Source organism: Reichenbachiella agariperforans (assembly GCF_900142205.1).
Classification (GTDB): domain Bacteria; phylum Bacteroidota; class Bacteroidia; order Cytophagales; family Cyclobacteriaceae; genus Reichenbachiella; species Reichenbachiella agariperforans.
Genome location: NZ_FRAA01000001.1, coordinates 439,175 through 462,177 on the forward strand (window position 1 = coordinate 439,175; position 23,003 = coordinate 462,177).

Annotated in this window: 25 protein-coding genes; 14 read left to right on the forward strand and 11 right to left on the reverse strand. The window is 43.2% G+C overall.

Annotated features, from left to right (window positions below; all coding sequences use genetic code 11):
- Positions 1-24 precede the first annotated feature (24 nt).
- Together BUB99_RS01565 and BUB99_RS01570 are read left to right on the forward strand one after the other, a co-directional pair.
- Complete coding sequence (locus BUB99_RS01565; protein ID WP_073118810.1) at positions 25-945, forward strand: hypothetical protein; 921 nt, start codon at positions 25-27, stop codon at positions 943-945.
- A 119-nt stretch (positions 946-1,064) separates the two neighbouring features.
- Positions 1,065-1,964, forward strand: a complete 900-nt coding sequence (locus tag BUB99_RS01570) for a hypothetical protein (RefSeq protein WP_139280854.1) — start codon at positions 1,065-1,067, stop codon at positions 1,962-1,964.
- Between the two features lie 56 nt (positions 1,965-2,020).
- Here the strand turns inward: BUB99_RS01570 and BUB99_RS01575 are convergent, their stop codons facing one another.
- The 5 genes from BUB99_RS01575 to BUB99_RS01595 all read right to left on the reverse strand — a co-directional run bounded on the left by BUB99_RS01575 (position 2,021) and on the right by BUB99_RS01595 (position 6,846).
- Positions 2,021-2,947 carry an aspartate carbamoyltransferase catalytic subunit gene (locus tag BUB99_RS01575; RefSeq protein ID WP_073118814.1) on the reverse strand — a complete coding sequence of 309 codons (927 nt, stop codon included), beginning with the start codon at positions 2,945-2,947 and terminating at the stop codon, positions 2,021-2,023.
- Positions 2,947-3,492 carry a bifunctional pyr operon transcriptional regulator/uracil phosphoribosyltransferase PyrR gene (gene pyrR, locus BUB99_RS01580; RefSeq protein WP_073118816.1) on the reverse strand — a complete coding sequence of 182 codons (546 nt, stop codon included), beginning with the start codon at positions 3,490-3,492 and terminating at the stop codon, positions 2,947-2,949. The genes BUB99_RS01575 and pyrR overlap by 1 nt, the downstream gene beginning before the upstream one ends.
- Positions 3,493-3,562: 70 nt before the next feature.
- Positions 3,563-5,122 (reverse strand): hypothetical protein, encoded by a 1,560-nt coding sequence (locus BUB99_RS01585; RefSeq protein WP_073118818.1) that lies wholly within the window; start codon positions 5,120-5,122, stop codon positions 3,563-3,565.
- Between the two features lies 1 nt (position 5,123).
- Positions 5,124-5,531, reverse strand: a complete 408-nt coding sequence (locus BUB99_RS01590) for an EVE domain-containing protein (RefSeq protein WP_073118820.1) — start codon at positions 5,529-5,531, stop codon at positions 5,124-5,126.
- A gap of 82 nt (positions 5,532-5,613) precedes the next feature.
- A complete protein-coding gene (locus BUB99_RS01595) occupies positions 5,614-6,846 on the reverse strand; it encodes a M16 family metallopeptidase (RefSeq protein ID WP_073118821.1) in 1,233 nt (410 codons plus the stop codon).
- A 150-nt stretch (positions 6,847-6,996) separates the two neighbouring features.
- Here BUB99_RS01595 and BUB99_RS01600 point away from each other — a divergent pair, with 150 nt between their 5' ends.
- The 4 genes from BUB99_RS01600 to BUB99_RS01615 all read left to right on the forward strand — a co-directional run bounded on the left by BUB99_RS01600 (position 6,997) and on the right by BUB99_RS01615 (position 10,230).
- The gene (locus BUB99_RS01600; RefSeq protein ID WP_073118823.1) at positions 6,997-8,286 is read left to right on the forward strand and encodes an aminopeptidase P family protein; all 1,290 of its coding nucleotides are present in this window, start codon (positions 6,997-6,999) and stop codon (positions 8,284-8,286) included.
- 84 nt (positions 8,287-8,370) lie between these two features.
- Positions 8,371-8,952, forward strand: a complete 582-nt coding sequence (locus BUB99_RS01605) for a DUF4389 domain-containing protein (RefSeq protein ID WP_073118825.1) — start codon at positions 8,371-8,373, stop codon at positions 8,950-8,952.
- A gap of 4 nt (positions 8,953-8,956) precedes the next feature.
- Positions 8,957-9,442, forward strand: coding sequence for a DUF4870 domain-containing protein (locus BUB99_RS01610; RefSeq protein ID WP_073118827.1), 486 nt, complete (start codon positions 8,957-8,959; stop codon positions 9,440-9,442).
- Complete coding sequence (locus tag BUB99_RS01615) at positions 9,442-10,230, forward strand: M48 family metallopeptidase (RefSeq protein ID WP_073118829.1); 789 nt, start codon at positions 9,442-9,444, stop codon at positions 10,228-10,230. The genes BUB99_RS01610 and BUB99_RS01615 overlap by 1 nt, the downstream gene beginning before the upstream one ends.
- A gap of 10 nt (positions 10,231-10,240) precedes the next feature.
- Here the strand turns inward: BUB99_RS01615 and BUB99_RS01620 are convergent, their stop codons facing one another.
- The 3 genes from BUB99_RS01620 to BUB99_RS01630 all read right to left on the reverse strand — a co-directional run bounded on the left by BUB99_RS01620 (position 10,241) and on the right by BUB99_RS01630 (position 13,694).
- Entirely contained in the window at positions 10,241-11,947 is a 1,707-nt protein-coding gene (locus BUB99_RS01620; RefSeq protein ID WP_073118831.1) for an RluA family pseudouridine synthase, read from the reverse strand.
- Between the two features lie 285 nt (positions 11,948-12,232).
- Positions 12,233-12,670 carry a VOC family protein gene (locus tag BUB99_RS01625; RefSeq protein ID WP_073118833.1) on the reverse strand — a complete coding sequence of 146 codons (438 nt, stop codon included), beginning with the start codon at positions 12,668-12,670 and terminating at the stop codon, positions 12,233-12,235.
- 34 nt (positions 12,671-12,704) lie between these two features.
- On the reverse strand, positions 12,705-13,694 hold the full coding sequence (locus tag BUB99_RS01630) for an aldo/keto reductase (protein WP_073118835.1): 990 nt from the start codon (positions 13,692-13,694) through the stop codon (positions 12,705-12,707).
- A gap of 195 nt (positions 13,695-13,889) precedes the next feature.
- Between BUB99_RS01630 and BUB99_RS01635 the strand changes: the two genes are divergently transcribed.
- The 3 genes from BUB99_RS01635 to BUB99_RS01645 all read left to right on the forward strand — a co-directional run bounded on the left by BUB99_RS01635 (position 13,890) and on the right by BUB99_RS01645 (position 16,224).
- Complete coding sequence (locus BUB99_RS01635; protein WP_073118837.1) at positions 13,890-14,816, forward strand: carboxylesterase family protein; 927 nt, start codon at positions 13,890-13,892, stop codon at positions 14,814-14,816.
- A gap of 114 nt (positions 14,817-14,930) precedes the next feature.
- A complete protein-coding gene (yaaA, locus tag BUB99_RS01640; RefSeq protein ID WP_073120515.1) occupies positions 14,931-15,695 on the forward strand; it encodes a peroxide stress protein YaaA in 765 nt (254 codons plus the stop codon).
- 151 nt (positions 15,696-15,846) lie between these two features.
- Complete coding sequence (locus BUB99_RS01645; RefSeq protein WP_073118839.1) at positions 15,847-16,224, forward strand: DUF3703 domain-containing protein; 378 nt, start codon at positions 15,847-15,849, stop codon at positions 16,222-16,224.
- A 21-nt stretch (positions 16,225-16,245) separates the two neighbouring features.
- On the opposite strand, the gene BUB99_RS01650 is transcribed toward BUB99_RS01645, so the two are convergent.
- A complete protein-coding gene (locus BUB99_RS01650) occupies positions 16,246-16,881 on the reverse strand; it encodes a histidine phosphatase family protein (protein ID WP_073118841.1) in 636 nt (211 codons plus the stop codon).
- Between the two features lie 56 nt (positions 16,882-16,937).
- Here BUB99_RS01650 and BUB99_RS01655 point away from each other — a divergent pair, with 56 nt between their 5' ends.
- The 5 genes from BUB99_RS01655 to BUB99_RS01675 are packed head-to-tail and all read left to right on the forward strand — an operon-like array spanning position 16,938 to position 21,661.
- Positions 16,938-17,360 (forward strand): hotdog fold thioesterase, encoded by a 423-nt coding sequence (locus tag BUB99_RS01655; RefSeq protein ID WP_073118843.1) that lies wholly within the window; start codon positions 16,938-16,940, stop codon positions 17,358-17,360.
- Complete coding sequence (locus BUB99_RS01660) at positions 17,360-18,577, forward strand: chorismate-binding protein (protein ID WP_073118845.1); 1,218 nt, start codon at positions 17,360-17,362, stop codon at positions 18,575-18,577. The genes BUB99_RS01655 and BUB99_RS01660 overlap by 1 nt, the downstream gene beginning before the upstream one ends.
- Positions 18,520-20,253 (forward strand): 2-succinyl-5-enolpyruvyl-6-hydroxy-3-cyclohexene-1-carboxylic-acid synthase, encoded by a 1,734-nt coding sequence (gene menD, locus BUB99_RS01665; RefSeq protein WP_084190287.1) that lies wholly within the window; start codon positions 18,520-18,522, stop codon positions 20,251-20,253. Before BUB99_RS01660 ends, menD begins: the two co-directional genes overlap by 58 nt.
- Positions 20,254-20,279: 26 nt before the next feature.
- The gene (gene menB / locus BUB99_RS01670) at positions 20,280-21,101 is read left to right on the forward strand and encodes a 1,4-dihydroxy-2-naphthoyl-CoA synthase (RefSeq protein ID WP_073118849.1); all 822 of its coding nucleotides are present in this window, start codon (positions 20,280-20,282) and stop codon (positions 21,099-21,101) included.
- An 8-nt stretch (positions 21,102-21,109) separates the two neighbouring features.
- Entirely contained in the window at positions 21,110-21,661 is a 552-nt protein-coding gene (locus BUB99_RS01675) for a DUF4136 domain-containing protein (RefSeq protein WP_073118851.1), read from the forward strand.
- Between the two features lie 195 nt (positions 21,662-21,856).
- On the opposite strand, the gene BUB99_RS01680 is transcribed toward BUB99_RS01675, so the two are convergent.
- A complete protein-coding gene (locus BUB99_RS01680; RefSeq protein WP_073118853.1) occupies positions 21,857-22,318 on the reverse strand; it encodes an ExbD/TolR family protein in 462 nt (153 codons plus the stop codon).
- A 36-nt stretch (positions 22,319-22,354) separates the two neighbouring features.
- Positions 22,355-22,912, reverse strand: coding sequence for an ExbD/TolR family protein (locus BUB99_RS01685; protein ID WP_073118854.1), 558 nt, complete (start codon positions 22,910-22,912; stop codon positions 22,355-22,357).
- Positions 22,913-23,003 lie beyond the last annotated feature (91 nt).

Here is a 23,003-nt window from a genome sequence, read left to right on the forward strand (position 1 = left end):
GAAAATTCATTAATACATTATATCATGAGAAACAAACTAATATTTTCAACTCTTTTGATATTCTTGCTAGTCAATACCAGCTTCGGACAAGGATTCGTATTTAGAGTATTAGCCAGTAAGGGTGCCAATCAAGTAAAAAAGGCCAGTGGAGAGACTACCCCTCTCAAAACAGGGGCAACACTGATGAGTGGTGATGAGCTGATTGCAGCAAATGGTGCTTACATAGGATTGATGCACAAAACAGGTAGAACCATAGAAGTAAGAAACTCTGGTGTTACTAAAATCACAGACTTAGAATCCAAATTAGCCAAATCACAAAGCGATGTAGCAAACAAATACGCGCAATTCGTGATGAATAAAATGAACGAAGACGATGGTGATGTCAATAGCAACTATCGTCAAAACATGAAAGCAACTGGTGCGGTCACTAGAGCAGCTAGTGACGGATCACTGAAAGTCATGTTACCAAGTTCTGTCGACATTCTAAACCCAAATGCCATCATAAGATGGACTCAGGCTCCAGATGTAGAAAACCCACAGTATGTGGTTAGCATCAAGAATATTTTTGATGAAGAAATCTACAAAGCAGAAACGGAAGACACTAGTCTAGCAATCAACTTTGATGATGAAAACCTATCAAGTGAAAGACTGGTTATTCTGAGCGTAAAGGTGAAAGATCAAATGGATTTGGTATCTGGAGACTATGGAATCAAAAGAATCTCTGCTGATGACGCTTCGGCTATCAATGAAAATTTAGAAGCTTTAAAATCTGCAGTTCCAGATGATTCACCGCTTAATAAGCTCATCTTCGCATCGTTCTATGAAGAAAACAATCTTATCTTGGATGCTTTGACACAGTACGAAGAAGCAATTGAATTGTCCCCAGAAGTTGATGACTTCAAGATGATTTATGATGACTTCTTAATCAAAAACGGATTACAATAAGACACAAGAGAAAAATTAATGAATTGAACCGCATCTTATGATGCGGTTTTTTTTGCTCTTTTCTTATTGTGGATTACATTTAATTAGTAATTCGTTACTCCAGCTAAAATATGACAGTCATGGCAAGAAACATTTGTTTTCTATTCTCAGCACTTTTAGTGCTATCTATTGATTCCTTTGGTCAAACCTTTGAATTTAGAGTGCTTGCCAACAAAGGAGCGAATAAAGTTCAAAAAGTAGGAACAGGTGAACCCGTATTCCTCAGAACTGGTGTCAAACTCGATGATGGAGACCAAATCACCGTTGGTGCCAATCCCTATGTCGGGTTAATGCATAAGTCTGGTCAAACACTGGAAGTAAAGTCTCCTGGAACTATGACCGTAGATGAACTACTCAGTAAACTAGCGGGCACAGACAATGAATCATCTAACAGATATGCGAAATACGTCCTCAAAAAAGCTGATGGAAGTACGGATGTTAATGGAAACTTCAAAGAGGCGGTCCATAGAGCCAATAGTACTGCCATATCACTCATGATCCCTCAGTCTGTACAGATATTCAATCCCGAAATTATACTTAGATGGAATTCAGTAAGTGACAGTGCATACTACTACATCACGATCAAAAACATCTTCGATGAAGAAATCTACACTGCAGAAACAGACAAAACACACTTATTCATCAACTTCAATGACGAAAACCTCATGCAAGAGGAACTCATCACGATCAAAGTAACAGTCAAAGGAAACGAAGAACTCTTCTCTCCTAATTACGGAATAGAAAGGCTTCCTGCACCAGAACATGCCAAAGTGCAACGAGAACTTGACGAGGTAAAAGCCGACATCCCATTTGATTCACCGTTGAACAAATTGATTCTAGCTTCATTCTACGAAGAGAAAGGGTTATTATTGGATGCGATCACTCAATACGAAGAGATCATAGAAGGGTCTCCTGATGTAGATGATTTCCAAACCTTATATGGACAATTTTTGATCAATAATGGTCTCAGCAAACTCTAATAGGTTTAGGCAAATTTTCTAACCCCCTGAGCTGGTATATAATAATTGAGCTTGGGCTACCCTACCGTCCCTGCTAAAAGGTACAATACAGCCATCCGGACTGCTACGCCATTCTCCACCTGATCTAAAATTATCGAATGGTGAGAATCTGCGACATCACTCGTCAGTTCTACTCCCCTATTGATAGGACCTGGATGCATGATTACTATTTCCTTATTCAGGCTATCAAGCAACTGCTTGTTCACTCCAAAATATAAGGAATACTCTCTCAAAGATGGAAAATATTTAATCTGCTGGCGTTCCAGCTGTATCCTCAACACGTTGGCGATATCACACCATGCCAAAGCCTCTCTCACGTCTGACACGATCTTCACTCCAAACGAAGACAGATACTTAGGAATCAAAGTAGCTGGCCCACATATCATTACATTTGCACCCAATTTTTGCAATGCAAAAATATTGGACAGTGCGACTCTAGAGTGAATAATATCCCCGATGATAGCAACGTTTTTCCCTTCTAAGTCACCTACTCGCTCACGCATAGAATATGCGTCCAATAGTGCCTGTGTAGGGTGCTCATGTGTACCGTCACCGGCATTGACAATATTAGCACTGATATGATTGGCTAAGAAATGAGGTGCTCCAGGTGAACTATGTCGCATCACGATCATATCCACTTTCATTGCCAAAATATTATTAACCGTATCGAGCAAGGTTTCACCTTTCTTGACAGAGCTCCCTGAGGAAGAGAAGTTTATTACGTCGGCAGACAATCTCTTTTCTGCCAGCTCGAAAGACAACTTCGTCCGCGTCGAATTCTCAAAGAAAACATTAGCGATCGTAATATCTCTCAGGGAGGGCACTTTTTTGATCGGTCGATTGATGACATCCTTGAAATTATCGGCAGTCTCAAATATCAAATGGATATCTTCCTTTGTCAGATCCTTGATACCCAATAAATGTTTACTACTTAAATGACTCATTATTTAGACTTATCGATCAACCAAATTTTATCTTCTTTCTTTCCCTGTTCGGTGAGTTCTACGAGTACTTTTTGAGAAAACACCGTATTCACCTGCTTGCCTACATAAGTAGCCTCCACAGGGATATCTCTACTGTATATTCTATCTATTAATGTCAAAAATTCTACTTTGGCAGGTCTCCCAAAAGCACTCATTGCATCCATCGCAGACTTCACTGATCGCCCAGTGTACAATACATCATCGATCAGTATGACTTTCTTGTCTTCGATGATAAATGGAATCTTGGTTTCGTTAGGCGTGAGGGGCTCATCACGTCTTCTAAAATCATCTCTATAAAAAGTAATATCTAAGTAACCGAGTTCAATGGGTCTCTTGATAATCTCTTCTAATTTAGATTTGATTCGCTCAGCGAAGAAAACCCCCTTAGGCTGCAAACCAATCAAAACCGTGTTTTCGAATAAGAAATGATTCTCAATAAGTTGATGACAAAGGCGAGAGATGGTGATACTTAAGTGTTTCTTATTAAGTAGAAGTCGTTTCTGCATGTGCTTGAAATTAGGCAAATATAGAGAGTCCACTTACATTTTGAAAAGCATTTAGCTGATAAGATTTGTGCTATTCCATATCGTACTCTACCTTATTGATATAGAATACCTTTCGATTGAGCTGAACGTTATCATCATGCTTGTTCTTTATTTTTTGCATTCCATAAGCATAAAAAGACTGTCCATACCACCATTTAATTCCTTGCATACCGGTAATATTTTCGCGCACCTCATCGGTCTTGTATTTCAATTTGATATCATTGATCGTTTTACCTTCTAGTACGCTGTCCCCTTGGATTAATTTTGTTTTTAGTGAGTTGTCAAAAGCATACATCAAGACAATATCATTCGGCCTTACACTGACTTGTACGTTTTCTCTCAAAGGAAATATAAGTACATCATTGATTTCAAAACTATTGTCCCATAAAATCTCACCATCCTTGTTGAACGCTACCACTATAGCATGCGTATAATTGTACCCTAACAGTTTTGGCTGTGCATAAGTGGGCTGCTGTCCTGTCTGATTGTAAGGATTATTCATACTACCCTGCACACTGGTTGTACTCGAATACTTAGGATAATAGGCCTCTCCTATCAAAATATACTCATCACCCCGTTTAACAATATCGTGTACCATCAAACGATAGTTTAGTTTTAAATTCTTACCATTCCCCCTCTTTTTCTCTATTTTCTTTTTCATTTTCTCCTCACGCCTATCTGTCAGATAGGAAAAGAAATTATCCAAATCACCATAACTATAATACTTGATAAACTCTTGTTCTCCATACACGAGTTTGGAGACATAAAGCCCTCTGGATACATCCGAATGGCGCGCAGCATAAGTCCCTGCGATATACTGAACACCTCCTTCAAAATTAGTTGGCACACCATCGATGAGGCTTTTTTCATATTCTGTCTGAATGGTACTAGTATGAAGTGTTCGTCCTTCGCTCGAAAAAATCTTGAGAGACACTGTCACATTCTTTTTGTAAGATTTCTCGTTCAAAACGACGGTGAATATTTCCTCTTCGTCATTGACTATGATATCGACAATCTTGCTTTGATTGTTATACACACCTGGTAGCACTTTGGCTTTATCTCCATTCAGTTCGTAGAAAAGTACTACAGGGCGGTTATTGGATTCTCCACCGAAAATGAGAGAGTGCTGAATCACCTCAAAATGTGAAAGGTTCATTGGCAAAACAGTATTGATATGGTAATCCGACAGTGCTCCATTCTCCTTATCCACCTTGATCACATATAGTTCTTCGAGATTGTATTCGTGATCCGTAAACAGTAAAAAGAATGATTCACCGTTAAAGTCGTGCCCTATAAAGTTCATACCATACTCCACATTGACATCAACATGCCAGTTTTCATTGAGTGCAGTGTCTAGATAGTATAATCCCCACGCAAATCCAGTTTGCGTACGAATATTCGTCTGACGCACCAAAAGCAACCCCTCGTCATCTGCCTGTACTGTTTCAAAACTCCGGTCTTGATTACTCACCTCATATTCCAGTCGGAGGGGCTGGGATATAAATGAATCATCTTCTTCGATGTCTTGCCCTAAAACTATTCCCTGACACCAGCACAGCAACACTACCGATAGACCCCATATTTTACTCATATTATGCATCTCCTAGTTTTAGAATGACATCAAATTCCTCTTTTTTGACTGGTTGTACAGATAACCGAGAATTATGAATAAGTACCATCTCCTCGAGACGTTGATCATTTTTGATTTGATCCAAAGAGACTGGATGAACTAAAGGTTTGACTGGGACTAAATCGACCACTACCCATCGATCATCGTCAGTCGTAGGGTCTGAGTAGAATTCTTTGACAACCTGAGCAATACCAACTACCGATTTTTCATTTACACTATGGTAAAACAGCACCTGATCATCGACTTTCATCGCCATCATTTGCTTGCGTGCCGCATAATTGCGTACACCGTCCCAATGATCTTTTCCTAAATTGACGAAATCGTCCCAAGAATATGTATTCGGTTCTGTCTTGACTAACCAATAGTTCATAATCACATCGTTCTAACTGTCCTACTGGTATGAAGTTGCTAAAAAAACCGCAATTAGAAAAGTGATTCAGGGACAACCGAAGCTATTTGTTGGGAATATAGATAAGCTCGCACATCTCCTCTATATTTAGCATGTCTTGAGCCAAGTCCCTCATCTGATCTGCCGTCACTTGGTCTACTTTCGCGAAAACAGACTCCAAGGATTCTATCTTGTTGAAATTCAATATACTTTTAGCCATCATCAGCATATAGTGCTGGTTGTTCTCTTCCGAGATGGCCAATTGACCTTTGATCTGATCCTTGGCTACTTGCAGCTGCCTTACGCCGAGGGTTTCGTTCTTAAGCCTGTCAAACTCACGCTTGACGATATCCAAGGACTTCTTGACCTTCCTAGGTTCTGTCGCATAAAAAAGCGAAAACAATCCTGTATCCGAAAAAGTCATAAAATTGCTCTCTGCATGGTACACCAAACCGTATTTTTCTCGAAGAGAAAGGTTTAGTTTAGAAGTCATGCTCTGCCCCCCCAGTATATTATTAAGCACAAAAAATGGGACTCTATTTTTTGAATGAATATCAAAAGCCCTAGATCCCAAAGCAATATGCGCTTGCGTGATATCACGTTTTTCGGATAGCTGCTGTGCATTATACCCATTGACTACTACACGAGTACGTTCACGAGTAACTTCTGGAACTGGCTCTAAGTATTTGGTCACTGACTTGAGCAAATCAGCCATCGAATAACTCCCCATCGAAGATAGAACAATGCGCGAGGTGTCCATATTCTCATCCAAAAACGAGTGAAAGTCCTGAGACTGAAAACGCCTGACACTTTCTTTGGTTCCTAAAATGTTATCTCCCAATGTGTGTCCTTTAAACACCAATGAATCCAACTGATCCTGTATGGCATCCTCTGGATCGTCCAGATACATCGACATTTCTTCTAGGATCACTTGACGCTCCTTCTCGACCTGAGTCTCTGGAAAGATTGAATTAAAAGTAATGTCACTCAGCAGCTCTACCGATTTATCGAGATGCTTGTCCAGAATGGTCGCATAGAAGCAGATTTTCTCTTTGGTCGTATAAGCATTAAGCTCTCCCCCCAGAGATTCTAGTCGATTGATAATATGATACGCTTTACGCTTTTTAGTCCCTTTGAACGCCATGTGCTCCCAGAAATGAGCAATCCCTTGCTGTCCCTCTTTCTCATCCCTACTCCCTATATCGAGCATGATGGCACAGTGCGACACTTTGGTGTGAGGTACTTGCTTATGTACTATTCGGATTTTATTGGGTAGTTCTATCAGTTCGTAATCCACGTATCGATTTTCTTAAATTTTTAAGGAGGCAAAATTAGCTAAAATAAGTTACCCGAAACAGGGTATCGACTTGTGGGATTATATTCCGTTTTGTATCCAAAAGACTTTATTAACAATTAATTTTACCTCACAACATTTAACAATACTCAGATGAAATACCTCCCCATAAGCAAAGATCTGTTTTTAAAAAACAGAGCCAAATTCAGCAAAAGGTTAAAACCTAGTTCAGTAGCCGTCTTAAATTCTAGCGATATAATGCCTACCACGGCAGACGGCACCCTACCTTTCAAGCAAGACGCTAACATCTTCTACCTATCTGGGATCGATCAGGAGGAGTCTATCTTGCTCATAGCACCTGACTTCCCTAACGAGAACATGAGAGAGATCCTATTTCTTCGCAGAACCAACGAAGAAATCGCTATTTGGGAAGGCCACAAATACACCAAAGAAGAAGCACAGGAAGCATCAGGCATCAAGAATATCATGTGGTTGGATTCTTTTGAAAGTACATTCAACACCATTCTCGCGGAGACCGAAAACATCTACCTAGACAGCAACGAGCACATCCGTAATGCCTCAGCTGTAGAGACACGTAGCATGCGATTCAACAAATGGTGCCAGTCGCTGTACTCACTGCATCGCTATGAACGCATCGCTCCTATCCTCACAGACCTCAGATGTATCAAAGAACCCGAAGAGATCAAACAACTACAACACGCCTGTGATATCACCGAAAAAGGGTTTCGAAGAATATTAGAGTTCACCAAACCAGGTGTTTGGGAGTATGAAATCGAGGCAGAATACATTTATGAATTTCTCAAAAATAGAGCAACAGGGTTTGGATACGAACCCATCATCGCATCAGGCGCTAACTCCTGTGTATTACACTATGTCGAGAACAACAAGCAGTGCAAAGATGGTGATTTAATCCTCTTCGATGTAGGTGCAGAATATGCCAATTATAATGCCGACATGTCCAGAACTATTCCTGTCAACGGTCAGTTCACCAAACGGCAAAAAGATGTCTACAATGCAGTACTAAGAGTCAAAAATGCAGCAACCGAAATGCTAATCCCAGGTAATGCAATCCCTGAATACCACAAAGAGGTTGGCAAAATCATGGAGAGCGAATTACTAGCACTCGGGCTACTTCGCAAAGTCGATATAGAAAAGCAGGATCCGAACAGTCCAGCATACAGAAAATATTTCATGCATGGCACTTCACATCATTTGGGAATCAACGTCCATGATGTCGCTAGTATCTACAAAAAATTCGAACCCGGCATGGTGCTCACAGTAGAACCTGGTATTTACATACGCGAAGAAGGAATCGGTATCCGTCTAGAGGACAACATTGTGATCACTGAATCAGGACAGAAAAACCTCATGAAAAACATCCCAATTCACGCCGAAGAGATAGAAAGTCTAATGAATAACTAAGGAATCTAGGTCGAGTACTTGCAGTCCTCGACCATATCATTGTATCTTCAAGGTTTATAATTTTATAACAAATCACTAACCATTATGACTTTTGAAGTTAAACATCAAGACAGCTATTCTAGAGGAGAATTACTTTTACGTTCCTTTTTTGGAATGATTTACATTGGGTTTCCTCATGCATTCATTCTGTTGTTTTTAGGGCTATGGGGTCAAATTTTAAGTTTTATCACTTTTTGGGTGATCCTATTTACGGGCAGTTATCCTGAATCATTTTTTGAATACCAACTCAAACTCATCAAATGGAGTACCCGAGTCAATCTCAGGCTATATAACATGGCTGATGGCTATCCTTCATTTGGTTTAGAATCCGAAGACGAGGCTTTCCAACTAGAAGTACCTTATTCAGAGACTACAAGTAGAAGCTCTGTTTTGGTTCGTTTTTTATTTGGCTGGCTATATGTAGTATTACCACACATATTTATACTCATATTCAGATCCTACGCCACTATGTTTCTTATGTTCTTAGCCTTCTTCTCGGTTTTGTTTACGGGCAACTACCCAGAGTCGTGGTTTAGGTTCAACGTAGGTACCCTGAGATGGGGTATTCGTATCAACCTCTATTTGAGCTACATGACTGACACTTACCCTCCATTCTCAGGTAAATAACAGTATGGAATATCACGAATTAGAACAACCAGACAATCTTTCCAAAAAGGAAAAAGAAGATGCTATGGGAGCCTATTTGATGATGTTTGCGGCAATGGGAGCTGGCCTCCCCTTGCCTATTATCAATCTAATAGCTGCGGTGATCTATTACTTTGTGCAGCAAAAGAACTCTCGCTTCGTTAAGTTTCATAGCATGCAATCTCTATTCAGTCAGCTTCCTACTACACTGATCAATGCTGGAGCACTTTATTGGACCTTGCAGATTTTCTTTTTCAAGGATTTAGAGATTTCCGATCCATACATAGGCTACCTCATCATGGCTGGGATTTTAAACATTCTATATTTCATATTCAGTATTATAGGTGCGGTCAAAGCACGAAAAGGACATATGTACTACTTCTTGTTTTTTGGAAAACTCTGCTATCATCAGGTCTATAAAATCACGAATACTTCTGAAAATAATACTGTCCGCAATCAACCTCCTATGTGATGTCAGGAAAAATTTGGAAAGAACTCCTCATACTACTAGCGATATTCGGTCTGATCTGGATAGCCTTTTCCTACTACAACTATGAGATAGATGCCAACCCCTTTGCGATCAAAGCAGAGACAGAACAGGAAATGGCGGACTTTATGAATGAGTACATGCTCCAAGATTTCGAAACAATTAATCAGGCACCACTAGACTCAGTCCTCGGAGTGATCATGACTAGACTCACGACTCATATGGATACAGTATCCTACGACTATCAGATTCACGTCATCCGAGACAGTCAGATCAATGCCTTCACATCCCTCAATGGTAATATTTACATTTTCACAGGATTGATAGAAGAGCTTGGGTCTGCAGAAGAACTGGCTGTAATTCTAGCACATGAAATCGGTCACGCAGAGCAAAAGCACGTCATTGAGAAGATAGCCAAAACTATAGGTATGGAAGCATTTTTTTCTATTGCCACTGGAGGTGACGCAGTGCTCATGTCAGAGTTGACTAAACTAGGAATCTCTACAGCATTTGATCGAAAAAATGAAGAAGCAGCGGATGATTTTGCACTAGAGCTAGCCAAAAAAAGCAAAATCAATCCACGTCGATTAGGACAGTTTTTTATCCGTCTCAAAAGAAAGAATAGTACGGCACTTGACGATTTAGAATTTATCCGAACCCATCCACTGGATAGTGATAGAATACAAAAATCGTCTGATTACAAAACGCCCAATTCCTTCAAAGAGAAACCACTTAACATAGATTGGGATCAAGTCCAACAAATGCTTCCATGAATAACCTAGTTTAAAATTCAGCATCACGCTGAAAGGACATTTTCTCCTTCGTCACGGGATGCAAAAATTCTATCGTCTCAGCATGGAGGTACAAGCGATCCGCACGCTGCCCATAAAGATCGTCTCCCACCATGGGCACATTGAGCCCTAAAGGGTGTGCTGCATGTACACGCAACTGATGTGTACGCCCTGTTATCGGATAGAAATAAATACGCGTGAGCCCGTCTTTTCGATCCAGTACTTTCCATTTAGTCTGAGCTGGCTTGCCATGGGTATAGCATACCAACTGCCTTGGTCTATCTTCTAGATCTACTCGCAATGGTAAATCGATCGTCCCCTCGTCCTTTTCCACTATCCCCTTAAGTACCGAGAGGTATCGTTTCTTGATCGTATGCGTAAGAAACTGCTCCTGCAGTGCCTTATGTGCATCTTTGGTCTTAGCGATGAGCATCAGCCCAGAAGTAGCTCTGTCTAGCCGATGTACCATCACAGGCCCTGTCATATTCGGGAATCGCTCGGTCATACGCTCCGATACCGAGTCAGAACTATTTCGACCTGGCACGGAGAGCAAATCAGCAGGTTTGTGTATTACAGCCATCACTTCATCTTCATAGATGACGTCAATTTCCTTTTCTTTGGTAGATAAATATTTGATCGGGCTTTCATCTAAGGTCATACCATCTAACATGTGTGTGAGGATAGGTTCGCATTTCCCCTTGCACGACGGATAAAAAAAGCCGTGCTTTCGAATCTCTGAATTCGGCGACTGTCCCCACCAAAACTCTGCCATGGCGAGCGGTTGCATGTCATGTTTGAAAGCATATTGTAGCATCTTAGGCAGCGCACACTCGCCAGCACCAGACGGTGGTACTTGCAAAGGTGTCTCCACGAATATATCCATCAGGCTCTTGGTCTCTCCCTCTATATTGAGAAACTGATACTGATCAAAAATCTCTTGCTGTAGATCGTAAGAGCGTTGCTTTCGTGCTTTTTTAAGTTTATTGATCTCGGACTCAAACGCCGCTAACTCAGCACGGCGTGTTTCGAGCCTTTGCTTCCAGCTTCGGTTCAGATCCTTCTGACCAAAATGCATCTGACTACTTTCATGATTGAGTTGTTTTTCGAGTAGCTCGAAAGCGTCTGCATCCAGTGTCTCTTGTCCTTCTAGTCTTTTGGTTTTCCGTGCTTGTTTGGCAGCCTTCACTTCCGCTTTCTTCGCAGCGATTTCCTCGGCTGCTTGTTGCTCTTCGGCGGACAGCATTGATTTGCATGCCAAATAATCCGGTAACTTCTCCAATGCCCAGACTTGTTCATTGATCGCCATGATTTCCTTTTCGCCCTTGCGGTAAAAACTATCCATCTCCAAAATATCAACTACGGGCGGCACGAACCCCTTATGTAAATTGACTCCAGCCAGCTTTCCCGAAAAAGCAGTCAAATAACCAACCTCCCCAGCTTGATTTCGTACCAGTAACACGCCAAACATCTTACCAACATTGGGTGCATCGACATACGCATCGAACCCAAAATCATGTTTCCATTCGCGTTGTTCTTTGAGATGTGTCTGCAACGCTTCGACCGCCAACAAACAGAGTGGGTGCGGTTCGTAATAAAATGGAAACGTAAATCGCTCGGGCAATGTATAACCATCTATAGGTACCTGAAATCGCTTAAAACAACCTCCTCCCGTTTTTTCTGCTATAGACTCCTCACGCATACCCTGTTGATCTGAAAATTTTAAAAACACAAAGCTACGATGCTTTTGCGTGCTATATTTATCACGATGAAAAACTTATCTTGAAACAGATCGGTATTTCAGTCCTCTGTCTTGAATGCGAGTGATCACTGCATGTTCGAGCGCGCGTCAAGCTGGTACACTCAACAAAGAGAGGAAACCCTCAGTAGACTTTCTCTCTTGTTCACACTGAGGACACATTAGTCAGTCACTACTTTCGTAGTACTGGTACTCCTTGCTGCATGTTCTCAAAGTTTAAACACTTACTCATTTGGCAGCACAATTGAGCATCCATTGGATACCGTACCGATCCGTACAGCTTCCAAAATAATCTCCCCAAAACATCTCTGCCAGTGGCATAGTGATCACACCATCTGATGCTAGTTTAGAGAATAGCGCATCGGTCTCTTCTCTACTATCCATCTGAATACTGATATGCACATTGTTCCCCTTGTTCAATTTGAACCCCATAGAGGCAGGGGCATCACATCCCATCAAACTATGCCCTCCAAGTATGGGTAGTTCGACGTGCATGATCAAATCCTTGTCAGACTCAGGGATAGCTGGCATATCGTCCGAAGGAGGAATATCGCCAAACCGTGAAAACCCATCCCCAGCGAACTCTCCGCCAAAAATGGTTTTGTAATAGTTAAATACTTCTTCAGTCTGATCCGAGAAATTCAAATAGGTGTTTACGCTTGCCATGGTTGTTTATTTAAGGTGAATATTTTTTTTACATCTAAACGTACAATTTTTCTACATGGCTGCTGATGAAAGCTAATTCTTCCGCCGAAAGTTTTACATCTATGGCTTTAGCGTTTTGAATGGCTTGTTCCGCATTTCGCGCACCCGCTAGTGCTATGGTGATACCGGGTCTTTCGATCGTCCATCGTAGCACCAACTGTGAGAGTGAGGCATTCTTTTCGTCAGCGATTGGTTTGATCTTATTCAGAAAATCATTGGTCTTTTGGAGAAAATCAGGTTGAAAATGCGGATGGTTCGCACGATGATCTCCTTCTTGAAACTTATAGTCAGGTGTAATCTTACCTGTCAACAAACCACGCTCCATCGGACTATAAGCCAACACTGATTTGTTTTGTTCGATACAGAACGGTACAGTCTCATCCTCTACTCCACGGTTCACCATACTAAACGGAATCTGGTTAGATACCAAAGACACCGCTTGCTCCGCCTGCGTCATTTGTGCTACATCATAGTTGCATACGCCCGCTTGTCGCACTTTTCCCTGCTGAATCAACTGTGCCACTGCTTCGAATGACTCATCAATAGGCGTGGTACTATCCGCCCAGTGGATCTGATAAAGGTCAATATAATCCGTCCCCAGTCTTTTGAGACTGTTTTCACACTCGGCGATGATACTTTCTTTCCCTGAATATTTGTAAATGGCTATGTCCTTGCCTTCATTGTCTTGACTATCGAAATAGTGTTCGCCTTTGTTCAAGTCCCATCTTAATCCGAATTTAGTAAGTATCTGAACCTGATCCCGAGGCAAATCTTTGATGGCCTCTCCTACGATCTCCTCACTCGTTCCCTGACCATAAATCGGAGCAGTATCTATAGAAGTCATCCCATGATCATAGGCGGCTCTGATAGCTGCTACAGCTTCTGATCTTTCGGTATGTCCCCACATCCATCCTCCAGCTGCCCATGCACCGAAAGTAATCGCTGATACCTCTAAGTCTGACTCTCCTAATTTTCTAAACTCCATGATGTATTTTATTTTTTTGATTTCTACGTCGAAGATAATGAAGGGTTATAGGATTAGAAAAGACAATTTGATGAAACGTAAAACAAGCGATGACAATGGACATTTGTATCAAACGCACAGGGTAGAATTTTCTTTGCAACACACAAGCCATAGGTCTCACCTATCTTAGTATATCTGCGCAAACAGCACACGACTATGAATCAAAAACAGTTTATTCAACTCCCATATCTAATCCTACTAATCACCACCCTCTGTCAATGTCAATCCAAACCAAAAGGCGATTCGAAAAGTGAAGAACCGAGTTATCAAGCACTAAGTGAGACCGAAAATCAAACTTGGATCTATGAGAACTTGTCTAGCGTCATGCAGCCACACACTTTCTCTGCTACCAATGGCTTAGCCTTGCCTTACAGGATATTCGTCCCTTCGGATCTAAAACCTGATGAGCAGCTCCCTTTGCTTATTCACCTACATGGCAGAGGTGAACGAGGCACTGACAACACCCCCAAGACGTACAATAACATCCCACTGTTCAACGGGCCAAATGCCATCGTATCGCCCAATATGCAACACCGCTACCGCTGCATAGTCCTCGTCCCCCAGTGCTCCAACAAAACCACCAACGAAGAATGGGCCAAGTGGGTCGGTAACACTCCTGAAACCCCCTTCGAGGGATTGGAAAAAGACGGCAGCTACACCATGAACGAAACACCCTCTGAATCAGGTGCTGCCGCACTAGAACTCATAGACACGACGATCACTCAGTATCATATTGACACTGCGCGTGTCTACTTAACAGGCTTATCCATGGGAGCATTTGGCACCTGGGAGTTTATCGCAAGACGCCCAGATTTATTTGCTGCGGCGGTTCCTATGGCGGGTTATTCTGACCCTAGTCAGGTTGAGCGAATCAAACACATTCCTGTCTGGATATTTCATGGAGACATAGACCAATACAACCCCGTCGCAGGTTCACGCAACATGCACCAACTCCTGGCGGAGACAGGTGCAGATGTCCGATACACAGAATATACAGGTCTGGGACACGGAGAAACTTTCCAAAAAGCCTGGACCAACGACATGCTCATTCCTTGGATGTTTAACCAACGAAAGACTGAATGACATGAGACAGTAGCTTATTATACGTTCCCCTATCGCGACATCAAACAAATCTATTGGGTGATCTTCTCTAGTCTATAGATGTGCTTTATCTTCGCAGCAAAACACAATAGCTACATGATTGCACTTATTTCTCCTGCCAAGACTCTCGATTTTGAAACAAAAACTGTTGGTGAACATACTTTTCCCCGTTTCCCAAAAGAAACCAAGGAATTGGTATCTGTACTCCAACAACAGTCAAGTGCAGACCTAAAGTCACTCATGAGCATCAGTGAAAACATCGCTGATCTCAACGTCGGTCGCTACAAAGGATTCAAAGCCACCCACAATGAAAAAAATGCCAAAACCTGTCTCCATGCCTTCAAAGGTGATGTCTACCTCGGGCTAGAAGCAGAAACCTTAGACCACAAAGCATTAGATTTTTCTCAGCAGCATTTACGTATCTTGTCTGGACTCTATGGGCTACTGAGGCCTCTAGATTTGATACAACCCTACCGACTGGAGATGGGAACGCGATTGGTATTCGATCAACACAAAAATCTATATAGCTACTGGGACGACAAAATCGTCAAAATGCTACACAAAGACCTCAAAGCGCAGGACGACAATGTAGTGATCAACCTAGCCTCCAACGAATACTTCAAGGCAGTCGACAGAAAAAGCCTCAAAGCACAAGTGATAGATACGGAGTTCAAGGATCACAAAAATGGTCAGTACAAACTCATCTCATTTTTTGCAAAGAGAGCGCGTGGACTCATGGCACGCTACATCATCGATCACCAGATTACTAACGTAGAAGATCTCAAGGCTTTTGACTATGATGGCTACTTCTTCGATCCCAAAGACTCTACAGATACCAAATTGGCTTTCAAGAGAGGGTAAAAACGAAGGGGGCAAATAATTAGGTAATATTCTACCTTGAAATAGACTTGAAATTTTGAATTACAATTTAACTTCTAATTGATATAGTCAACTTTATCAACGAACCCTAACCAATCCCTTCGCGTAATCTAACCGAACAAACTGTACCTATATGAAACTATACACCAGTCTACCTTCTAAGCTTAAACCATTTTTCAAAGCTGAATTAGTCCAATACACGGACGCATATATTACTGAAAATCTACAGCAGGCATGGACGCACCTAGAGCGAGCGCATATCCTAGGACAAAAGTATCCTTATGCACATTCGCTCGTGCACTGGAAGATGTTATGCTTTGGATTCAAAATCAAAAGTGCAAAAGAAGTAATCGGTCAAATCCCTCGACTCTTAGTAGGTGGAATCAAATCCTTCGTCGGCAAAGTACCTGTAGGTAATCCTGGTGGCGCCAATGTCCCCCCGATGAAACCCTTTCCGATTGCGTCTGATATACAAGCCATCTTTGTTCAGGCAGGAATCACTTCGGACTGACACTATCCATAAACCAACTACCTACTCTCCTGGCATTACTTTGAGATCAGACAAGTGACTCACATCAGCATTTTTTACAATTTCATATTTTCCGTCGCTATACCGCAGTTGATAGAGACACAGGTTAGCATGAGGAAAATCCTCAGATCGTGACAGTGGCAATCCCATCATCCAACAGAGCTGTATCCGCATGGCTCGACCGTGGGTAGCAATCAAAACATTCTCTTCCTCTCCTGCGAGCACCTGATCCATCGCGAGACGCTGCCTCTCACACACTTCGATAGGCGTATCTCCTCCCCCTACGCGGTGCTCAAGGTTTCCTTTGCCCCACTCGGCCAGCCCTGCGAGATACAGTTCATGACGCAACTCATCATAGGGCAGTCCCTCGTGAGACCCCCAGCTGATTTCATCAAAACCAGATAACTTCTCGAACGGTAGCCCCATCTCAATAAACCCCTGTACAGACTGCATGGTGCGCTTGAGCGATGAAGTGTAGACCTTCTCAAAAGGAACGTTTTTGTACGCTTCGAAAAACAACGCTGCCTGCTGTCTACCCAGTGCATTTAGATCCGAATCCACCCCTCTGCCCTGTACTCTTTTTTGTTTGTTGAAATCCGTCTCTCCATGACGGATGATATATATATTTTTGCTTTTCAATCGAAATGTGATTTTGTTTGTGACCGCACGAAATTAAGGGAAAAAAGAAGGAATATATGTTCAATGAAATCTTTACACTGGAAGCCATTAATGATTTATCCCAAAACACCCTCTTAGAACATATCGGCATACAGTTTACAGAGATCGGGACAGACTACCTCAAAGCAACTATGCCTGTCGACTCGCGTACCTATCAACCCATGGGGCTACTACATGGCGGTGCATCTGTCGTACTCGCCGAATCCCTCGGCAGTGTAGCAGCGCAAATGACCATCGACCCTCATGAGCAGTACTGCGTAGGACTAGACATCAATGCCAACCATATCAAAAGTGTCCGAGAAGGCGTAGTAGAAGGTATCGCAACCCCACTACACCGTGGTAAAAAAACGCAGGTATGGGAAATCAAAATATACAATGAGAAGAAGGAATTGGTATGTGTGAGCCGCATTACCATGGCGATTTTAGATAGAAAAAAGTGATGAATTCTCAGCATAAAACAGCGCAACTAACAGCTAGTCGCACCTTTGAAGCCAACCTGATGGCTTTCTTTAACTGTGCGATCAAAACAGATACTCCTATTGCGATCTGGCGAAAACCTACAGAAGAACTAATCCAAGGGTGCTGTCAAGTTAGCGATAGCGAGCTTAACATAGAGGATTTGGAGAATGCACCGCAGGGCTTCATGGTTAGCCCCTTTGCGCCATCAGACGAACCAAGACCCAACTACATCCTCTCTGATATCTCGATCAACGAAAAAGACAATGCATTCAAAATACATCCTACGTTACAGCATCAGGATCAGTCACTAGAAACCTTCTTTGAGGCTTACCTAGAGACGAAAGAACAGCAGTCATTTGACTTTAGAGATTATCTGCACAAAGCGCCAGAAGTAAGATACGACAGGCAAGCTTTCATTGATCTAGTCCAACAATGCCAAGATGCCATCAACAATGGACAGTATCAAAAAATCGTCCCCTCACGAAGAGAAGGATACAGCTATTCGAACAATTTTCACCCAGTCAAAGAGCTATTCAAACTCTGTAAGGCTTACAAAAACGCATTCGTATCTATCGTCTATACACCGCAGTATGGTCTTTGGCTAGGTGCTACACCAGAGCTATTGATCGAGACGCAAAACGAAATATTCCGTACAGTATCGCTTGCAGGGACACAGGGTGTTCCAGATGATTTCGAGCTATCCAGGGCGGCTTGGAGACAAAAAGAAATCGAAGAACAAGCACTGGTGAGTCGCTACATCATCAACTGTTTCAAGAAAATCAGACTTAGAGAATACCTAGAGATAGGACCAAAAACTGTCAAAGCAGGCAACCTCATTCATCTCAAAACTAGTTTTGAAGTGAACATGAAGGAGACCAATTTTCCAGAACTGGCGAGCACCATGCTCCAACTACTGCACCCGACCTCTGCCGTATGTGGCATGCCTATGATCCCTGCGGCGAACTTCCTCGCCGAGCACGAGGGCTATGACCGAGAGTGCTTTAGTGGCTACCTCGGCCCAGTCAACCATGGCGGCACCACCTCTCTGTATGTAAACCTACGCTGTACCAAACTGTACAAAGATGGTGGAATCATCTATGCCGGCGCAGGCGTAACAGAAGAAAGCATTCCTGAACTCGAATGGAACGAAACCGAAATCAAGTTCAGAACGCTGCTCAACATATTCGAAAACCTGTAATGGATCTGCAATCTACCTTTGATATCCCCGAGCTATGCCATCAGTATGGCGTACAGCATGCAGTCATTTCTCCAGGCTCTAGAAACGCCGCCCTTACCATTGCTTTCGCACGACATCCTGAGATCCAGTGCTACAGTGTGCCCGACGAACGATCAGCAGCTTTCATCGCACTAGGACTTTCACTCAAAACCCACCAACCCACCGTACTGATCTGCACCTCAGGCTCTGCAGGGCTCAACTATGCCCCTGCTGTAGCAGAAGCGTATTTCAACCAAGTGCCGCTGTTGATACTCACAGCGGATAGACCCGCGGACCTCATCGGCAAACGCGATGGACAGACCATCTACCAGCAATCACTCTACGGATCGCACGCCAAAGCCTATTTTGATTTTCCGTCATTCGACGAAAATCTAGAGACTACACATACATGCATCCATCAGGCATTACAGGCATGTACGTCTGATGCTTCAGGCCCCGTTCAGGTCAACGTTCCGTTCAAAGAACCTTTCTACCCAGAGCAGAACAAAACCTACCAAGCGACTAATGGACTCCAAGCAGTAGTACAAGCCGATTCTTCTTCAACTTGGGACAAATCGCTACTCAATCAGCTCACCCACTACTCCAAAATCCTCATCATTGCAGGACAGGGCCACAAAGAGGAAAAACTGATCACGACGCTGAACCAGCTCAGCACAAAACACAATATCCCCGTGATCGCCGACGTGATCTCCAACTGCCATGAGGTAGCGCAAGCCATTCAGCACCAAGACCTATTCCTGATCAACCGTGATCCATCGCTACAGCCAGACCTGATCATCAGTTTTGGACTATCAGTAATCTCTAAGAATCTCAAGCTGTTTTTACGCGGATGTAAAAACCTAACACACTGGCACATCACACCAAACCAAGATGCAGCTGACACCTACGATCATCTCTCTGAGGTCATTGCTATTGATACCTTGGCATTTATATCCGAATGGCTCAACACCCAACAGGAAGCAAAAGCAGCCCAGCAACAATTTTTTACCGAATGGCAAAATGCGAACCAATCTGCGCAAGCACTCATCAGCGACATCAATCCCCGAGATTGGACAGAGACGACTATCTACAAGACAATGCTAGAACATATCCCCGCTCATACCGACCTGCACCTCGCCAATAGCATGGCCGTGCGCTATGCCAATACTTTGGCAGTCAAAAACCAGCTCGCGATATACTGCAACCGGGGCACCAGCGGAATAGATGGCTCTAACAGTACGGCAGTAGGCACCTGCCTCGCCTCCGGCACCAACACCCTCCTGCTGACAGGAGATGTCGCTTTCCTCTACGACAGAAATGCCTTTTGGCACAATCATCTGCCAGACAACCTGCACATCGTCGTATTCAACAACAACGGTGGAGGCATCTTTCGCATGATCGACGGACCAGCCGCTCAGCCAGAACTAAAAACCTTCTTCGAAACAGATCAGCGTTCTAGTGCATCACATGTGGCACATGAGTTTGGTTTCCGATACCTAACGGCTCATTCGTGGGAGGATTTGGACACCAGCTGGGATACGTTCTTTGATTTCAGCCAAGGCCGAATACTACTCGAAGTATTCAGTGATGCCGAAGAAAACAAACGCGCCTACAAACAATTATTCAAAAAAATGAAGGATTTATCCTCCAGACATTAGTTTTGAGACTTTAAAACAAATACGACATGAGTACTTTCAACTGGGAAACCATAAAAGAATATACGGATATCAAATTCGATTTTTTCGAAGGTATCGCTAAGATCACGATCAATCGTCCAGAGGTCTACAATGCCTTTAGACCCGAGACCAACTTCGAAATGCTAGACGCCATGGATATCGCGCGAGAAAGAGCCGATGTACGTGTGGTAGTGTTCACAGGAGCTGGAGACAAAGCATTCTGCTCGGGTGGAGACCAAAACGTCAAAGGAGTCGGTGGCTACATCAGCGAAAACGGTGTACCTCGTCTCAACGTCCTAGACCTCCACAAGTCTATTCGCTCACTGCCTAAGCCTGTCATCGCCATGGTCAATGGCTATGCCATCGGCGGAGGACACGTACTACACGTGGTATGTGACATCACCATCGCATCGGACAATGCCAAATTTGGACAGACTGGTCCTAAAGTAGGTAGCTTCGATGCTGGATTTGGCTCGTCTTACCTAGCCAGACACGTAGGCCAGAAAAAGGCACGTGAAATCTGGTTCCTCTGCGAACAGTACACTGCCAAAGAAGCCGAAGACATGGGCATGGTCAACAAAGTCGTATCCCTAGACAAACTAGAAGAAACAACGGTAGACTGGTGCAGAACGATGATGAAACGCAGCCCGATGGCACTACGAATGATCAAGCGCGGACTAAATGCCGAGCTAGATGGTCAGCGTGGACTCATGGAATTTGCCGGAGACGCGACACTCATGTACTACCTCATGGAAGAGGCTCAAGAAGGCAAAAATGCTTTCTTGGAAAAAAGAGACCCTGACTTTGACAAATACCCTAAGTTCCCGTAAACTGTAGTATGCACAGACTATTGATAGGAGTATTAATGATCACCCTGGCTTTCGGTTGCGCACCGGCTAGGGTGATTGATTTTGTCAACGAAGAGATGGACTTTAGCAACTACCGCAGCTACCGTCTCATCAATTTCCAATCCGACAACAAGTCCTATTCGGCAGAAGGAACAGCCTTTTTCAATCAGATCGAACAAGAGATTCGGCTCAACATGCAAGTCAAGGAGTTTGCCGAACAGAAAAAAGATGCAGACCTCATCGTCCGCTACGAAATCATGTCAACCGTCACTGCCGAGACGCAGGGCAACACCAACTACTATGACCCATACTACTACTACAGTCCACCGCCACGCACAGTACACTACACGGAGGGACTCCTACTGATCGAGTTTCGGGATGCCAAAAAGAAAAAACTCGTCTGGCAAGCTAGCCTCGACCTCAAATACAGCCGCAAAGAGACCCCAGAGATGACGCTCAAAAAAACGATCGATCGTATCTTCCAAACCTACCCCTACAAAGCTGGATCTAACGAGAAGCTTTCAGAAGACACCAACCGATAGCCAGTGGCTCGGATGACTTAGTGGAAGGTTTTGTTGAGTTCGTCAATGGTTCAGGTGACCTAGTGGAACAATCTGTTGAGTTCGTCAATGGTTCAGGTGACTTAGTGGAACTATCTGTTGACTTAGCCAATGGTTCGGGGGACTTAGTGGAACAATCTGTTGAGTTCGTCAATGGTTCGGGAGCACAAGACTGTATCAAGCCCCTCCCCTTAACAGAACCGTTCGAAACAGGACTTTCCGTGCATCAGCCTTCCTCAGCTCATGCTGAACATCTGCAATTAGCCCCATTTTGACATACTCGTCTGCCCGTAGCATGACGATCATTTGATCTCGCTGTGACTCTGGTAAACTGTTTTTTTGCTCGAACACCCACTTTGTGATTTCCTCCAGCGACAGCAGCTTTCCGTCCGAGGAGATTCGTGCTTCGACTCCTAAAGCTGCGTTTTTAGGATAACCTATAGTCAGTTCCCTAATCAACGACTTTTGCTCGACCTTAGTCACCGCTCTGGCCTCTGGTGGCTGTACGACGAGTTGATCATCCTTGGCTTTGATAGTCGCCGTGACCATAAAGAAAAACAACAACAGAAACACGATATCAGGCAGAGAGGCAGTAGAAATTTCTGATTTAGAGACATTCTTGGTTTTGAACTTTTTCATCTTCAATGCGCTTTAGAGTGATTTAGAATTAGACTATTATTTGATTGCCAGTGCATCTGGCTCGGCTATCGATATATTCATCGGGATACCTTCTTTGCCTTTCTCGTATAGGATACGCTGCTCCAGCGCCGACTGATCCAGTGCCCGATAGGCTGACGCACTCATCCCGACTCGGTCGCCATAGATGGTGTAGTATGACTCCTTGACTTCATCTAGCAACGTGATGAACATCTTGTAATCCGTCCCTCGATCTGTCTTGATAGACACCACGGCATCTTGAGGAGACTCAGCGAAGTGATCACTATGGGATTCGTTGAGGATAAAATTGATCAACTCAGACTGTAGACCAGACAGGTCTCCGCGCACTTCGTTTTCTATAAGGTACTGGTTCTTCGAATTGACATAAATGTTGAACACATTCCTATCCTTGATTTTGATCGTCGTAGGATCATCTACCTCTGGTGGCAGTTTGAGCATCAACCCTTTTTCTTGGAGAATGGTCGTGCTGACCAAAAAGAAAATCAAGAGCAGAAAAGCAATATCTGCCATCGATCCAGTATTGATACTTTCGAGTTTAAGTTTGTTCGATCTCATGGGCTTTTTGTATTTACAATCCCACGATGACCTAATAGTCACAACGATGACAGCTATTTTTCATCTATCATACTGGTGTGACCGATAAGAA

What these genes read in the sequence shown, in the direction of transcription:
- BUB99_RS01565 (WP_073118810.1), top strand. Translation starts at nt 25, where the DNA reads ATGAGAAACAAACTAATATTTTCAACTCTTTTGATATTCTTGCTAGTC.
- BUB99_RS01570 (WP_139280854.1), top strand. Translation starts at nt 1,065, where the DNA reads ATGGCAAGAAACATTTGTTTTCTATTCTCAGCACTTTTAGTGCTATCT.
- BUB99_RS01575 (WP_073118814.1), bottom strand. Translation starts at nt 2,947, where the DNA reads ATGAGTCATTTAAGTAGTAAACATTTATTGGGTATCAAGGATCTGACA.
- pyrR (WP_073118816.1), bottom strand. Translation starts at nt 3,492, where the DNA reads ATGCAGAAACGACTTCTACTTAATAAGAAACACTTAAGTATCACCATC.
- BUB99_RS01585 (WP_073118818.1), bottom strand. Translation starts at nt 5,122, where the DNA reads ATGAGTAAAATATGGGGTCTATCGGTAGTGTTGCTGTGCTGGTGTCAG.
- BUB99_RS01590 (WP_073118820.1), bottom strand. Translation starts at nt 5,531, where the DNA reads ATGAACTATTGGTTAGTCAAGACAGAACCGAATACATATTCTTGGGAC.
- BUB99_RS01600 (WP_073118823.1), top strand. Translation starts at nt 6,997, where the DNA reads ATGAAATACCTCCCCATAAGCAAAGATCTGTTTTTAAAAAACAGAGCC.
- BUB99_RS01605 (WP_073118825.1), top strand. Translation starts at nt 8,371, where the DNA reads ATGACTTTTGAAGTTAAACATCAAGACAGCTATTCTAGAGGAGAATTA.
- BUB99_RS01610 (WP_073118827.1), top strand. Translation starts at nt 8,957, where the DNA reads ATGGAATATCACGAATTAGAACAACCAGACAATCTTTCCAAAAAGGAA.
- BUB99_RS01615 (WP_073118829.1), top strand. Translation starts at nt 9,442, where the DNA reads ATGTCAGGAAAAATTTGGAAAGAACTCCTCATACTACTAGCGATATTC.
- BUB99_RS01620 (WP_073118831.1), bottom strand. Translation starts at nt 11,947, where the DNA reads ATGCGTGAGGAGTCTATAGCAGAAAAAACGGGAGGAGGTTGTTTTAAG.
- BUB99_RS01625 (WP_073118833.1), bottom strand. Translation starts at nt 12,670, where the DNA reads ATGGCAAGCGTAAACACCTATTTGAATTTCTCGGATCAGACTGAAGAA.
- BUB99_RS01630 (WP_073118835.1), bottom strand. Translation starts at nt 13,694, where the DNA reads ATGGAGTTTAGAAAATTAGGAGAGTCAGACTTAGAGGTATCAGCGATT.
- BUB99_RS01635 (WP_073118837.1), top strand. Translation starts at nt 13,890, where the DNA reads ATGAATCAAAAACAGTTTATTCAACTCCCATATCTAATCCTACTAATC.
- yaaA (WP_073120515.1), top strand. Translation starts at nt 14,931, where the DNA reads ATGATTGCACTTATTTCTCCTGCCAAGACTCTCGATTTTGAAACAAAA.
- BUB99_RS01645 (WP_073118839.1), top strand. Translation starts at nt 15,847, where the DNA reads ATGAAACTATACACCAGTCTACCTTCTAAGCTTAAACCATTTTTCAAA.
- BUB99_RS01655 (WP_073118843.1), top strand. Translation starts at nt 16,938, where the DNA reads ATGTTCAATGAAATCTTTACACTGGAAGCCATTAATGATTTATCCCAA.
- BUB99_RS01660 (WP_073118845.1), top strand. Translation starts at nt 17,360, where the DNA reads ATGAATTCTCAGCATAAAACAGCGCAACTAACAGCTAGTCGCACCTTT.
- menD (WP_084190287.1), top strand. Translation starts at nt 18,520, where the DNA reads ATGGAACGAAACCGAAATCAAGTTCAGAACGCTGCTCAACATATTCGA.
- menB (WP_073118849.1), top strand. Translation starts at nt 20,280, where the DNA reads ATGAGTACTTTCAACTGGGAAACCATAAAAGAATATACGGATATCAAA.
- BUB99_RS01675 (WP_073118851.1), top strand. Translation starts at nt 21,110, where the DNA reads ATGCACAGACTATTGATAGGAGTATTAATGATCACCCTGGCTTTCGGT.
- BUB99_RS01680 (WP_073118853.1), bottom strand. Translation starts at nt 22,318, where the DNA reads ATGAAAAAGTTCAAAACCAAGAATGTCTCTAAATCAGAAATTTCTACT.
- BUB99_RS01685 (WP_073118854.1), bottom strand. Translation starts at nt 22,912, where the DNA reads ATGAGATCGAACAAACTTAAACTCGAAAGTATCAATACTGGATCGATG.